Here is a 12,397-nt window from a genome sequence, read left to right as displayed (position 1 = left end):
CGTGTTGAATGTCATGCGTGCGCTGCCGCGGCATGCCTTCATCGATGAAGGATTGGCCTCCCGCGCCTATGAAGATACGGCCTTGCCGATCGGCAACGGACAGACCATTTCCCAACCCTGGGTCGTGGCACGGATGACCGAGGCACTGATTGAAACCGGAATGCCCGCCAGGGTGCTAGAAATCGGCACCGGCTCGGGCTACCAGACCGCCGTACTGGCTGCACTCGGTGTGCAGGTCTATACGGTCGAGCGCATCGAGGAACTGCTGCGCAGCGCGCGTCCGCGCTTCCGAACCCTGAAACTGCACGAGCAGATTCGCTCCAAACATGATGATGGCAATCTGGGTTGGCCGGAGAACGGTCCGTTCGATGCCATCCTGCTGACCTGCGCCGCCCCGGCACTGGTCACGCCGCTGACCGAAGCCGGCAAGCAGAAGCTGCTGCGGGTGATCAAAGCCGACGGCGCGGTCAGCGAACAGGATCTGGGTCCGGTCAGTTTCGTGCCGCTGTTGCCGGGAGTGCTCTGATGTCGCTGTTCAAAGGCCTTTACGAACGCGCCATTCTCTGGGCGGCCCATCCGAAAGCACCGTGGTATCTCGGTTTTCTGAGCGTCATCGAAGCGATCTTCTTTCCGGTGATGCCGGAAGTGATGATGGCGCCGATGTGTCTGGCAAAGCCGAAGCAGGCCTATCGTTATGCCACCATCAGTCTGGTCAGCGGTCTGCTCGGGTCCTTGCTCGGGTATGCCTTCGGGCATTACGCCTATGAGGTGTTCAGCCCGTTGCTGAGCGAGGGCATGCGTGCCGGCATCGATGGCTGGGTGCAGACGCTGCGGGTGCAGATGAACGAGCACTGGCTGACCCTGCTCGGCGTGCTGGTGGTGGCGGCCTTGCAACCGGTCATCCCGATGAAGGTGGTGGCCTGGGCGTCCGGCATCGTCGGCATCCCGATCGGCCCCTATCTGGCCTGCATGGCCGTTGGCCGCGGCAAGCGCCTGTATCTTCTGGCGGCGGCGATCCGTTGGGGCGGTGAACGCGCTGAAGCCGCGCTGCGCCGCAATATCGAACGTCTGGGCTGGGCCGTGGTGGCCTTGGTCATTGTCGGCGTTGCCGTCTATTTGGTGTGGAGATGAGCATGATGGACCGACGCCTGCTTGCCGGATTGTTCATCCTTGTTTTGGCTGCCTGCCAGTCCGGCTACCAAACCACCCAGAACCGACAGCGCGCTTCCGCCAAACCGGCCAAGCCAGCTGTCCAGCAGGCCCCGAAATCCCAGGAATCCGGAAGCGTCACCGTACAGCCGGGTGACACCGTATTCGGCATCGCGTTCCGCGCCGGACTGAACTACCGGGATGTGGCGGCCTGGAACGGCATTGAAGAGCCCTATACCATTCAGGTCGGCCAGAAACTGCGCCTGAGTCCGCCTTCAGCGGCAATACCTGCGAAAGCATCCAAAGCGGTTCCAGCCCTGCCGAACCAGAAAACCGTGCTGAGCAAGACCGTTCCGGTCGCCGAGGCGGCACCGGTCAAGCCGGCTACGCCGGTGCTGTCCAACATCGCCTGGCAATGGCCGGCCAAAGGCGAAATCATCGGCCGATTCATCGCCGGGGATAAAACCAACCAGGGCATCAACATCGCGGGCAGCAACGGCCAGGACATTACCGCCGCCGCGGACGGCACGGTGGTCTATTCCGGCGCGGGCCTGATCGGATACGGTGAACTGCTGATCATCAAGCACAGCAATGAATGGATTTCCGCCTACGCGCACAACAGCAAACGTCTGGTCGCCGAAGGCGTCAAAGTGAAAGCCGGCCAGCACATCGCCGAAATGGGCCAGACCGGTTCAGTCAAGACCATGCTGCATTTCGAAATCCGCCGCAACGGCAAACCGGTCGATCCGCTGCTGTATCTGCCCCGGCCCTGAACTCAGAACTCATAGCCCAGATGGCGGATATCCCGCGCGAAGTGGCGGGCGATGATGTCCCGGCTCTGCGCGGAATAGTAATCCCGATAGTGTCCGTGTGACGAGGGCTTGAGGTGCGGCAGCGGCACGCTGTTCCGGCCGATACGGCGGCAGACTTCATCGAAATCACCCTGCAGGTTCTCAAAGCGCCCGACGTAATCGACCAGGATGCGGTCCTGCGCATCGCCGATCCAGTCCATCTGCACCGCGAACATCAGCGGCTGATCGTGATAGAGCGGGTGTTTCTCGGCATAGGCCAGACGGACCCAGTCGTCGAAGCCCGGCGCATCACCGCGGAAGCCCGCCTGTCCGGTCTTGAGCCGGTAGTGGTAATGCGATACCACTTTGTCCCAGGGATTCCGCACGAAACTGAAGGTGAATTTGCGTTCCCAGGCGTCGCTGCCGATGGCCGCGATTTTCTCCCGTGCACTCCGGTGGTCGAACTGCATGCCGAGGGCCTTTTCGATGCTGCTGCCCCCGGTCTTGTTGATGTGGATGAAAATCCAGTCCTGCAGATAGCGGGACTGGAGATCGGCCAGAGTGCGCCGCAGTTTACGGCGCAGCTGCTTGATCATTTTCCGCTCTGCGCCTTGATCCAGCGGTCGATTTTCGCTTCAAGCACCGGCAGGGGCACGCTGCCGTCTTTCAGCACTTCCGCATGGAAGGCGCGCGGATCGAACTTGTCGCCGAGCGCGGCCTGCGCTTTGCGTTTCTGTTCCTGGATCTTCAGTTCGCCGATTTTGTAGGCCAGTGCCTGGCCCGGAATCGCGATGTAGCGCTCGGCTTCGGCTACGGCGTCGGTATTTTCCACGGCCGAGTTGGCTTTCATGTAATCGATGACCTGTTCGCGGGTCCAGCCCTTGCTGTGCAGGCCGGTGTCCACCACCAGGCGGATGGCGCGCCAGAGTTCGCCCTGCAGACGGCCGAAGTACTGGTAGGGGTCGGTATACACGCCCAGATCCTTGCCCAGCGATTCGGCATACAGGCCCCAGCCTTCGGCGAATGCGGTCTCGCCGCCGAAACGGCGGAATGCCGGCACGTCTTTCAGTTCCTGCTGGATGGCGATCTGGAAGTGATGGCCCGGAATGGCCTCGTGCAGGTACAGGTCTTCGGCATCCCAGGTCTTGCGGCTGGGCAGATCGAAGGTGTTCACGTAGAAGATGCCGGGGCGGGTACCGTCTTCGCTCGGCGGGAAATACTGGCCGCCGGCCATGGATTCGGCGCGGAACGGTTCAACCGGACGGATCTCGAAACCGGCCTTGGGCAGCAGCGAGAACTGTTCCGGAATTCGGGCGTCGATTTTGGTGCGCAGGGCGTTGTAGGCGGCCAGCAGTTCCGCTTCGCTTTTGAATTCGAACTGTTTGTCGGTGGTCATGAACTTGAAGAAGGCCTGCAGGTCGCCTTTGAAACCGACCTGCTGCATCACTTGGCGCATTTCGCCGTGGATACGCTCGACCTCCTTCAGTCCGATGTCGTGGATCTGTGCCGGGGTCAGATCGGTGGTGGTCTGGGTCTTGGCATTGAAGGCATACCAGGCGTCGCCATCGGGCAGGGCGCTGAGCGAAACGGTATCGCGGCAGGCCGGCAGATATTCTTCGGCGATGAACGCACGCATGCGCTTATAGGCCGGCATCATGCCATCGGCAATCATCGCGCGGTAGGCTTCGGTCAGACGCTTGCGATCGGCGTCGCTGAATTCCTTGGGCATGTTGGCGATCGGTCCCCAGAACGTGGTCTGGGTCGGATCATCCTTGATGATGGCATCCAGCTGCGGCAGCACTTTGGTCATCAGCACCTTGGGCTGAACCACGCCGGCTTTCATGCCTTCGCGCATATTGGCGATGGCCTGGTCGAAGATGGCCGGCGTTGCCGCGCCGCGCTTGAGCCAGTTGTCATAATCCTGCACGGTCGCGAACGGCTGTGCGCTGCTGCCGGAACCGAGCATCGGCAGAAAGGCGGCGAAGCTGCTGAACTGGTCCATCGGCAGCATCCAGGTCGGGAAGCGCTCGCTTTCCAACGACAGCTGCCGTTCACGGATGAAGATGTCGTAGCTGATTCGGGCCGGACCCTCCAGACGACTGCCATCCAGGGCCAGGGCCTTGTCCAGCCAGGCCTGGTTGAGGTCATGTGCCTGTTTGCGGAAATCGGCAGTGAAGAAATTCGGCATCTGATCGTTGTAACGGGTGTCGCCGATGAAGGTGGCGTTGATCGGATTGAGCTTGAGGTTGGCCTCCCAGTAATCGGCGTAGACCTTTTCCAGCTCGGCAGCCAGCTTGGCCTGATCGACGGCAGCGGCTTCAGTGGCCGGTGCTTCGTTGGATTTATTGCAGGCGCCGAGGCTGGCGGCCAGGGCGATGGCGATGACGAGAGGACGCAGTTTCATGGGAATTCCTTCAGTGGGTTTCGGAATGGGCATTGCGGTGCAGCTGTTCGGCGTGTTCATGGCCGAGGTACCAGTGGATCACTCTGCGGACGCCGTAAAGTGCCGGAATCATCAGCACGGCGGCAAGCATCTTGTAGCCGTAGTTCAAGGTGGCGACCGCCAGGAACAGATCATAACTCCATTGCTGCGGTCCAAGCACAAACGCGATGTAAAGCACCACGAAGCTGTCGACCAGCTGCGAAACGGCGGTGGAGCCGGTGGCGCGCAGCCAGACCCGGCGCGGACCGGTAAGCCGGCGGATGCGGGCGAAGACCGATACATCGATCAGTTGGCCGAGCCCGAAGGCGATGACCGATCCCCAGATGGTCCACAGACCCTGGCCGAAAATGGCGGCGAATGCGGCCTGCAAATCGGGGACGCCCTGGTCGGTATTAGCGCCCACCCACCACGAGGCCGGTGCCAGATGGATGGCCGCATAGGCAAAGCCGAAGCCATAAAGAATCAAGGCTACGGCGGTCCAGCTGATGAAGCGTACGCCGCGTTTGCCGAAGTATTCATTGACGATATCGGTCATCACGAACACGATCGGCCACAGCAGGGTGCCGGCGGTGAAGTTCAGCGAGCCGGTCTGGCCGAACAGATTCCATTCCAGCGGCGCGATGCCGAGGGTGGCCTCCAGCGCGAAGATCTTGACGCCGATGAACTCGGCCAGCACGGCGGTGACGCAGAAGAACGCCGCGAGAAAAACATACAGCCGCTGCGGCTTGTCGAGCTGCACCGGTCAGGCCCTGGAGAACGGTATCTTGTCCGGCGCGACCGCGCCGCCGGAAATGATGAAGGACATGGCCTGATCGGCGGTCCAGTCGGTCGGGATCAGCTGGCTGACCGGGACGATTTCCAGATAGCCGGAGGTCGGGTTGGGCGTGGTCGGAACGTACACCGCCGCCAGCTCCTCGCCGGTGTGTTCATCGGTGAGGATGCGGGTCACGAAGCCGACCGATTTCATGTTCTCGTGCGGGAAGTTGATCAGCACCACGCGCTGGGTGCCGTCCGGCTTGGTCTGCAGCATGTCGAGCAGCTTGCGGGCACTGCCGTACACGGTTTTGGCCAGCGGGACTTTGTTGACCAGGGCTTCGAACCAGCCGATGAAGCGCTGGCCGATGACGCGCCGGGTCATGAAGCCGACCGCAAGTATGAAGCCGATGGTCACCGCGATGGCGATTCCGGTCTGCACCCAGGGCTCGTTGAGCCAGCCGAACACGGTCGGATTGCCGGCGGAAAGATGCGCGCTGAGTGGGCCGATGACCGGTTGGCTGATGTCGGACAGCAGGCCGAACACGAATTTGAACACGATGATGACCAGCCAGATCGGGGTCAGCGTCAGTAAGCCGGTGAGGAAATAGGCCTGGAGTCGGTTCATGCCGACAGTATAAACGCTTAATTCAGCAGGCTGGCCATTTTACGCCGGTACTGACGGACCAGATCCTCATCATCGACCATGGTGAAGGCCTCGATCAGCAGCTTGCGCGGCAAGCCATCCTGGTAATCCCGGTTAATCCGGAACAGTTCCAGCAGTTGCGCCAGACCGGCTTCGGCCTGTCCCTGCACCAGATACTGCAGGCCGAGCAGACGGTGCGCTTCGAAATCCCCGGGATTGGCGGCAATCGCAGCACGCAGAACCTCGATGGGCGGTGCGTCCTTGACCCGTTCGGCCAGATCGATCCGGGCGCGGGCTTTCGCGATGCGCTCGTCCATGGCCAAATTGGCCGGCAAGGCATCGAACAGGGCTACGGCCTCGGCATAGGCGTGCGTGGCCGCCAGTGCCAGGCCCAACTCCAGCTTGAGGCTGTCATCCTCCGGAGCTTCAGCCACGGCATGGCGCAGTCGGACGACCTCCAGATGCGGGTCCACGGCTTCCGGTTCGCGGTCTTCGGCGGGCGTTTCGGCCAGTGCCGGTTTGGCGGTGATTTGATGGTGGCCGAGGAATTCGCGCAGCTGGGCTTCCGGCAGGGCGGCCGAAAAACCGTCCACGATCTTGCCGTCCTTGAGCAGCATCAGGGTCGGGATGGACTTGATCTGGAAATAACCGGCCAGCTGCTGCTCTTTGTCGACATCGACCTTGGCCAGCAGGAAACCGCCGTTGAATTCGAGCGCCAGCTTTTCCAGCAGCGGTCCGATCTGTTTGCAGGGGCCGCACCATTCGGCCCAGAAATCGACCAGTACCGGCGTTTCCTTGGAAGCGTTGATGACATCCTGTTCAAAGCTGTCGAGTTTGGCGTCGAAGACGAAAGCGTTCATGGCGGTTTCCGGTGGGGCTCAGGCTTTGATGTGCGGCAGCAGATTGGCCATTTCAAGGGCGGTCATCGCGGCATCCCAGCCCTTGTTGCCGGATTTGCCGCCGGCGCGGCTGATGGCCTGCTCGGTATTCTCGGTGGTGACCACGCCGAAGATGACCGGAATGCCGGTTTTCAGGCCGGCGGCGGCGATGCCTTTGGCGGCTTCATTGCAGACATAGTCGTAATGGGTGGTATCACCGCGGATCACCGCACCCAGGCAGATGACGGCATGATAGCGTCCGGTTTCGGCCAGGGTCAGTGCGGCCAGCGGCAGTTCGAAGGCGCCGGGCACGGCCACGGTATCGATGGCCTCATCGGCCACGCCATGGCGTTTGAGGCCATCGAGTGCGCCGGCCTGCAGGCGTTCGGTAATGAAATCATTGAAGCGGGCGGTGACCACGGCAATGCGCAGCGCAGCGCCGTTCAGGGATCCTTGGTAAGTCATGACATGCTCTCGATGGCGGGCGGTAAATCGATGTGGTGACCGAACTTGCGGCGTTTGGTCAGCAGGTAATGGTGATTGTTGCCGTTGGCCGGAATCGACAGCGGTTCGCGCAGGATGCGCCGGTGCGCATAGCCCTGCAGGGCGTCCAGTTTGTCGGGATTATTGGTCAACAGACGCAGATCGTCGATGCCGAAGTGGTCGAGAATCTGATTAGCCATGGTGTAATCACGGGCATCGGCTTTCAGACCGAGGCGCAGATTGGCTTCCACCGTGTCCAGGCCGGCATCCTGCAGTTGATAGGCGCGCACCTTGTTGAACAGACCGATGCCGCGGCCTTCCTGGCGCAGATAGATGACGATGCCGGAGCCGGCCGCTTCGATCTGCGCGATGGCATCCTGCAACTGGCTGCCGCAATCGCAGCGTTGCGAGCCGAGCACATCGCCGGTGAAGCATTCGGAATGGATGCGCACCAGCGTGCCGGGTTCGGCCAGGCGTTCCGGCGGCCCTTTGACCATCGCCATGTGTTCCTCGCCGAGCAGTTCGGATCGGAATACGTAGAAGCGGAAATCGCCGGCATCGGTCGGCATCGGGGCGGATTCGACCGCGCTGATCAGGTTTTCATGGCGTTTGCGCCAGGCCACCAGATCGGCGATGGCGATGATTTTCAGACCGTGCTCGGCGGCAAAGCGGCGAAGATCCGGCAGGCGTGCCATCTCGCCGTCGTCTTTGATGATTTCGCAGATGACGCCGGCGGGCTGGAAGCCGGCCAGCCGTGCCAGATCGACCGCGGCCTCGGTATGGCCCTGACGGCTCAGCACGCCGCCGTCGCGGGCGATAAGCGGAAAAATATGCCCCGGTTTGTTGAAGGCGGCGGCCCCGATGGCGGGATTGGCCAGCAGATTCAGGCACAGGGCACGGTCGGCGGCGGAGATGCCGGTGCTGGCATTTTCGGCGGCGTCGATGCTGACCGTAAAGGCGGTGCGCATGGCTTCGGTATTGCGTGCCGCCTGCAACGGCAGATCCAATTGATCGGCGCGCTCCTGGGTAATCGGTGCGCACACCAGACCGCGGCCGTAGCGGATCATGAAATTGATTGCTTCCGGCGTCGCGCATTCGGCCGGCATCAGCAGGTCGCCCTCGTTTTCGCGATTCTCATCGTCAACCACGATCAGCATGCGGCCTTGTTTCAGTTCGTCCAGAGCCTCTTCGATGCTGCTCAATTCGAATTCGTTCATGCGTCGGATTCCAGGTGTGTCCACGCCTTGCCCAGCGCGGGGTCGGCCCGGAGCAGGCCTTCGATGGTTTTCGCCAGTACATCCACTTCAATGTTCACCGCATCGCCGATGCGGCGGGCGCGCAAATTGGTGTGGGTCAGCGTATGCGGGATGATGGAAACACTGAGGCCTTCGGCGTCGAGTGCGGCGATGGTCAGACTGATGCCATCGATGGCGATGGAACCTTCCAGAATCAGGTAGCGCCGCAAGGCGGCCGGCACGTCCACGCTGATCCACCAGCTATCGCCGCGCTCCGCGATGTCGCGGATGCGTCCGACGCCATTAACGTGGCCCTGCACCAGATGGCCGCCGAGGCGGTCGCCGAAACGCAGGGCCAGCTCCAGATTGACCGGCGCGTCTTCGCGCAAATCGCCCAAGGCGGTTTTTTCCAGGGTGACCGGCATCACGAAGGCGCTGAAGCCTTCGGCATCCACGGATTCCACCGTCAGGCATACGCCATTGGTGGCGATCGAGTCGTCCACGGCAATCTTGCCCGCCAGATCCGGACAGTGGACCTGCAGGCGGGTGCCGTCGGGGCGGACCGTCAGCTGCGAGATGCGACCGACGGTTTGAATCAATCCGGTGAACATAGGGTTATAACCGGCCGGTGAGGACCATATCATCGCCAAGAGGGCTATATTCTACGTGCTTTAAGTGAAGGCGATGGCGTAATTCGGTTAAACCGTAGCCCGACAGGGCGGGTAGGCCTTCGCCGAGATAACTCGGATTCAGGTAATGGCTGACGCGCTGGACCAGCCCGGCCTGCAAAAAGGCAGCCGCCAGCCCGGCGCCGCCTTCCAGCAGCAGATTGCAAATGCCGTCCTCGGCCAGCATCGCCAGCGTTTCCGGCAGCGGCGTGCCGGCGAACACCCGTGTCCGCGCGGCATCGGCATCGGTGAACACATGGGCGTCGGCCGGCAGTTTGCCACTGCGGCTGAAGATGATGCGTTGCGGTTGCTGCCGATCAAAACCAGGAAGACGGACAGTCAAGCGCGGGTTGTCGGTACGCAAGGTGCCGGCGCCGACTGCGATGGCGGAATGCTCGGCCCGCAACTGGTGGGCATGGGCGCGCGCGGCCTCGCCGGTAATCCATTGCGATTGTCCGTCCGGCATGGCGATGCGGCCATCCAGGGTGCTGGCCAGCTTCAAATGCACGAAAGGCAGACCGCTGCGTTGCCGGTGGAAGAACACTTCGTTCAGGCGTTCGCCGTCCTCGGCCAGAATATCGGTGATGACTTCGATGCCGGCTTCACGCAGCAGCGCGATGCCGCCGCCGGAAACGGCCGGGTTGGGGTCGATATTGGCGATGACCACGCGCGCGATGCCGGCACGGATCAGCGCCTGGGCGCAGGGCGGGGTGCGTTTGCGGGTATGGCAGCAGGGCTCGAGATTGACATACAGCGTGGCGCCGTCAACCGGTTCCGAGGCGCGGGCGAGGGCATCGGCTTCGGCGTGCGCTTGACCGGCTTCGGCGTGGAAGCCTTCGGCCAGAACACGGCCGTCCTTGACGATGACGCAGCCGACCATCGGGTTCGGCCAGGTGCGGCCACGGGCCTGGCGCGCCAGTTCCAGCGCGCGCCCCATGTATCCGGCATGATCCATCAGGGTTGTTTGTAAATCACGCCGTCCTTCATCACGAAGGCGACGCGTTCGGTGACATGGATGTCATCGTTCGGGTCGCCCGGCATGGCCACGATATCGGCGTAATAGCCGGTTTTGATCTGGCCGACGTCATCGGCGCCCAGAACCTTGGCGGCATTGTAAGTCGCGGTCTGCAGGGCGGCATTGACCGGCATGCCGGCTTCGACCATGAAGCCGAACTCACGGGCGTTGTCGCCGTGGTAACCGACGCCGGAATCGGTGCCGAAGGCAATCGAAACGCCGGCTTTGTAGGCCTTGCCGAAGGTGCCTTGGATCTGCGAACCGATGCGGGCCGCTTTCGGACGCACCACTTCGGGGTAGAAGCCGTCGATCTTGGCTTTTTCGGCGACGAACTTGCCGGCAGCGATGGTCGGCACGTACCAGGTGCCGTTCTGCTTCATCAATTTGAAGATTTCATCATCCATGTAAGTGCCGTGCTCGATCGAGGTGACGCCGCCGAGGATGGCGCGTTTCATGCCTTCCTTGCCGTGGGCATGGGCCGCCACGCGGAAGCCGTAATCCTTGGCGGTTTCCACCACCGCCCGCACTTCATCGACGGTGAACTGCGGCGCATCGCCGCTTTTGGCGTAGCTCAGCACGCCGCCGGTGGCGGTGATCTTGATCACGTCCGAACCGTCCTTGTAGCGCTGTCGCACGGCCGCACGGCCTTCTTCCGGGCTGTTGATGACGCCTTCGGCCGGGCCGGGCGTGCCGAGTGCGTCGGCCAGCATGTGATTGAGGCCGTTGGTTGGATCGGCATGGCCGCCGGTGGTGGCGATAGATTTGCCGGCCGCCCAGATGCGCGGACCCTCGACCAGCCCCTGATTGATGCCGTCGCGCAGGGACAGTGAATTTTCACCGCCGAGATCGCGCACGCTGGTGAAACCGGCAAGCAGGGTTTTTTTGGCATAGCCGACCGAGCGCAGGATGGTGAATTCCGGATTCAGACGGAAGCCTTCGGAATAGCTCTGCGGGCTGGACTGCTGGCCCAGATGCACGTGCAGGTCGATGAAACCCGGACTGCAGGTCAGGCTGCGCAGATCGACCACCGCGGCCCCCGGCACGCTGACCGCACCCGGCAGAACCTGGCTGACCTTGTTGTTTTCAACCACGATGGTGCTGGCGCCGTTCATCCGGCCCGAGGCCGAATCGAACAGTTTTCCGCACTGCAGCGCCTGCGTCGCGGCCATGCCGGCCGGGGTCACGCACAACGCGCCGAGGGTGAATGCAATGCCGGCCTTGATTTTCATGGTTTCGCCTAAAGATTATGGGAGAATCAAAAAAGTGTACCGTTTTTATCCCACTGGGTCGAATTCTTGGAGAATTGCATGTCCGTTACTTTGTTCGATGCCCTGCGCATCGGTCCGTATACCCTGAAAAACCGCGTCCTGATGGCGCCGCTGACGCGCATGCGCGCCGGCCAGCCCGGCGATATCCCGACCGCACTGATGGCCGAATACTACCGGCAGCGTGCCGGTGCCGGTCTGGTGATTACCGAGGCCACCCAGATTTCGCCGGAAGGCAAGGGCTATGCCGATACCCCGGGGCTCTACAGTGCCGCGCAGACGGAGGGTTGGAAGCAAAGCACCGCCGCCGTGCATGCCGAAGGCGGGCTGATCTGCATGCAGCTCTGGCATGTCGGCCGGGTGTCGCATACCAGCCTGCAGGTCGACGGCCAGGCGCCGGTATCGGCTTCCGATAAACCTTACGAGAACCGCACCACTATCAAGGACGCCGACGGCAAACTGATCCGCGCCGCCTGCAGCACGCCGCGCGCGCTGCGCACCGATGAAATCCCGCGTCTGCTCGAGGAATACCGCGTGGCCACCCGCAATGCCCGCGAGGCCGGTTTCGACATGGTCGAAATCCATGCGGCACACGGATATCTGCTGCACCAGTTCATGTCGGAGGAAAGCAATTTCCGCACCGACCAATACGGCGGCAGTCTGGAAAACCGCGCACGCCTGTGTCTGGAAGTGGTCGATGCCGTCATCGGTGAATGGGATGCGGCCCATGTCGGCATCCGCATTTCACCGCTGGGTATCTTCAACGGTCTGGATGATCTGGCCGGGCAGGCTATGGGCCTTTATTTGGCTGCCGAATTCACCCAACGTGGCTTGGGTTATCTGCATCTGTCCGAACCGGATTGGGCCGGCGGCCCGGCGCTGGATCTGGAGTTCCGCGAAAAACTGCGTGCGGCGTTCCCGGGCGTGATTATCGCGGCCGGCAATTACACGCTGGAAAAAGCCCAGCCCTTGCTGGAAGCCGGCCTGATCGATGCGGTCGCATTCGGGCGTCCGTTCATCGCCAATCCCGATCTGCCGGAGCGCCTGCGTGCGGGGCACTCGCTCAATCCG

Annotated in this window: 14 protein-coding genes; 4 read left to right on the top strand and 10 right to left on the bottom strand. The window is 62.2% G+C overall.

The features are described 5' to 3' along the window. The 3 genes from Q0W88_RS08925 to Q0W88_RS08915 all read left to right on the top strand — a co-directional run. Window positions 1-526 (top strand): methyltransferase domain-containing protein (locus Q0W88_RS08925; RefSeq protein WP_297802430.1); only part of this gene is annotated, 526 nt, incomplete at its 5' end. Beyond that, window positions 526-1,131 carry a DedA family protein gene (locus Q0W88_RS08920; protein ID WP_297802427.1) on the top strand — a complete coding sequence of 202 codons (606 nt, stop codon included), beginning with the start codon at window positions 526-528 and terminating at the stop codon, window positions 1,129-1,131. The genes Q0W88_RS08925 and Q0W88_RS08920, both read left to right, overlap by 1 nt. Before the next feature lie 2 nt (window positions 1,132-1,133). Then, the gene (locus Q0W88_RS08915; protein ID WP_297802424.1) at window positions 1,134-1,922 is read left to right on the top strand and encodes a peptidoglycan DD-metalloendopeptidase family protein; all 789 of its coding nucleotides are present in this window, start codon (window positions 1,134-1,136) and stop codon (window positions 1,920-1,922) included. A gap of 2 nt (window positions 1,923-1,924) precedes the next feature. Here Q0W88_RS08915 and Q0W88_RS08910 read toward each other — a convergent pair whose 3' ends face one another. The 10 genes from Q0W88_RS08910 to Q0W88_RS08865 are packed head-to-tail and all read right to left on the bottom strand — an operon-like array spanning window position 1,925 to window position 11,290. Beyond that, a complete protein-coding gene (locus Q0W88_RS08910; protein ID WP_297802421.1) occupies window positions 1,925-2,536 on the bottom strand; it encodes a sulfotransferase family 2 domain-containing protein in 612 nt (203 codons plus the stop codon). Continuing rightward, the gene (locus tag Q0W88_RS08905; protein ID WP_297802419.1) at window positions 2,533-4,344 is read right to left on the bottom strand and encodes a DUF885 family protein; all 1,812 of its coding nucleotides are present in this window, start codon (window positions 4,342-4,344) and stop codon (window positions 2,533-2,535) included. The genes Q0W88_RS08910 and Q0W88_RS08905 overlap by 4 nt, the downstream gene beginning before the upstream one ends. 10 nt (window positions 4,345-4,354) lie before the next feature. Next, window positions 4,355-5,122 carry a queuosine precursor transporter gene (locus tag Q0W88_RS08900; RefSeq protein WP_297802416.1) on the bottom strand — a complete coding sequence of 256 codons (768 nt, stop codon included), beginning with the start codon at window positions 5,120-5,122 and terminating at the stop codon, window positions 4,355-4,357. 3 nt (window positions 5,123-5,125) lie between these two features. Continuing rightward, on the bottom strand, window positions 5,126-5,764 hold the full coding sequence (locus tag Q0W88_RS08895; protein WP_297802412.1) for a DUF502 domain-containing protein: 639 nt from the start codon (window positions 5,762-5,764) through the stop codon (window positions 5,126-5,128). Between the two features lie 17 nt (window positions 5,765-5,781). Next, a complete protein-coding gene (gene trxA, locus Q0W88_RS08890; RefSeq protein ID WP_297802409.1) occupies window positions 5,782-6,642 on the bottom strand; it encodes a thioredoxin in 861 nt (286 codons plus the stop codon). A gap of 18 nt (window positions 6,643-6,660) precedes the next feature. Then, complete coding sequence (gene ribE / locus Q0W88_RS08885; RefSeq protein WP_297802405.1) at window positions 6,661-7,125, bottom strand: 6,7-dimethyl-8-ribityllumazine synthase; 465 nt, start codon at window positions 7,123-7,125, stop codon at window positions 6,661-6,663. Further along, window positions 7,122-8,360 carry a bifunctional 3,4-dihydroxy-2-butanone-4-phosphate synthase/GTP cyclohydrolase II gene (locus Q0W88_RS08880; RefSeq protein WP_297802402.1) on the bottom strand — a complete coding sequence of 413 codons (1,239 nt, stop codon included), beginning with the start codon at window positions 8,358-8,360 and terminating at the stop codon, window positions 7,122-7,124. The genes ribE and Q0W88_RS08880 overlap by 4 nt, the downstream gene beginning before the upstream one ends. Continuing rightward, a complete protein-coding gene (locus Q0W88_RS08875) occupies window positions 8,357-8,989 on the bottom strand; it encodes a riboflavin synthase (protein WP_297802399.1) in 633 nt (210 codons plus the stop codon). The genes Q0W88_RS08880 and Q0W88_RS08875 overlap by 4 nt, the downstream gene beginning before the upstream one ends. A gap of 4 nt (window positions 8,990-8,993) precedes the next feature. Next, window positions 8,994-10,001: a bifunctional diaminohydroxyphosphoribosylaminopyrimidine deaminase/5-amino-6-(5-phosphoribosylamino)uracil reductase RibD gene (ribD, locus tag Q0W88_RS08870; protein ID WP_297802396.1), complete on the bottom strand. Its 1,008-nt coding sequence runs from the start codon at window positions 9,999-10,001 to the stop codon at window positions 8,994-8,996. Beyond that, window positions 10,001-11,290, bottom strand: a complete 1,290-nt coding sequence (locus Q0W88_RS08865) for an amidohydrolase family protein (protein WP_297802393.1) — start codon at window positions 11,288-11,290, stop codon at window positions 10,001-10,003. Before Q0W88_RS08865 ends, ribD begins: the two co-directional genes overlap by 1 nt. 78 nt (window positions 11,291-11,368) lie before the next feature. Here Q0W88_RS08865 and nemA point away from each other — a divergent pair. After that, on the top strand, window positions 11,369-12,397 hold a 1,029-nt coding region (nemA, locus tag Q0W88_RS08860), incomplete at its 3' end, for an N-ethylmaleimide reductase (protein ID WP_297802390.1).

Origin of the sequence: Arenimonas sp. GDDSR-1 (assembly GCF_025980345.1) — a bacterium.
In the GTDB taxonomy this organism is placed as follows: domain Bacteria; phylum Pseudomonadota; class Gammaproteobacteria; order Xanthomonadales; family Xanthomonadaceae; genus Arenimonas.
Note: the sequence above shows the minus strand (reverse complement) of the source record. Positions and strands in the feature narration are given on the sequence as shown.

What these genes read in the sequence shown, in the direction of transcription:
- Q0W88_RS08920 (WP_297802427.1), top strand. Translation starts at nt 526, where the DNA reads ATGTCGCTGTTCAAAGGCCTTTACGAACGCGCCATTCTCTGGGCGGCC.
- Q0W88_RS08915 (WP_297802424.1), top strand. Translation starts at nt 1,134, where the DNA reads ATGATGGACCGACGCCTGCTTGCCGGATTGTTCATCCTTGTTTTGGCT.
- Q0W88_RS08910 (WP_297802421.1), bottom strand. Translation starts at nt 2,536, where the DNA reads ATGATCAAGCAGCTGCGCCGTAAACTGCGGCGCACTCTGGCCGATCTC.
- Q0W88_RS08905 (WP_297802419.1), bottom strand. Translation starts at nt 4,344, where the DNA reads ATGAAACTGCGTCCTCTCGTCATCGCCATCGCCCTGGCCGCCAGCCTC.
- Q0W88_RS08895 (WP_297802412.1), bottom strand. Translation starts at nt 5,764, where the DNA reads ATGAACCGACTCCAGGCCTATTTCCTCACCGGCTTACTGACGCTGACC.
- trxA (WP_297802409.1), bottom strand. Translation starts at nt 6,642, where the DNA reads ATGAACGCTTTCGTCTTCGACGCCAAACTCGACAGCTTTGAACAGGAT.
- ribE (WP_297802405.1), bottom strand. Translation starts at nt 7,125, where the DNA reads ATGACTTACCAAGGATCCCTGAACGGCGCTGCGCTGCGCATTGCCGTG.
- Q0W88_RS08880 (WP_297802402.1), bottom strand. Translation starts at nt 8,360, where the DNA reads ATGAACGAATTCGAATTGAGCAGCATCGAAGAGGCTCTGGACGAACTG.
- Q0W88_RS08875 (WP_297802399.1), bottom strand. Translation starts at nt 8,989, where the DNA reads ATGTTCACCGGATTGATTCAAACCGTCGGTCGCATCTCGCAGCTGACG.
- ribD (WP_297802396.1), bottom strand. Translation starts at nt 10,001, where the DNA reads ATGGATCATGCCGGATACATGGGGCGCGCGCTGGAACTGGCGCGCCAG.
- Q0W88_RS08865 (WP_297802393.1), bottom strand. Translation starts at nt 11,290, where the DNA reads ATGAAAATCAAGGCCGGCATTGCATTCACCCTCGGCGCGTTGTGCGTG.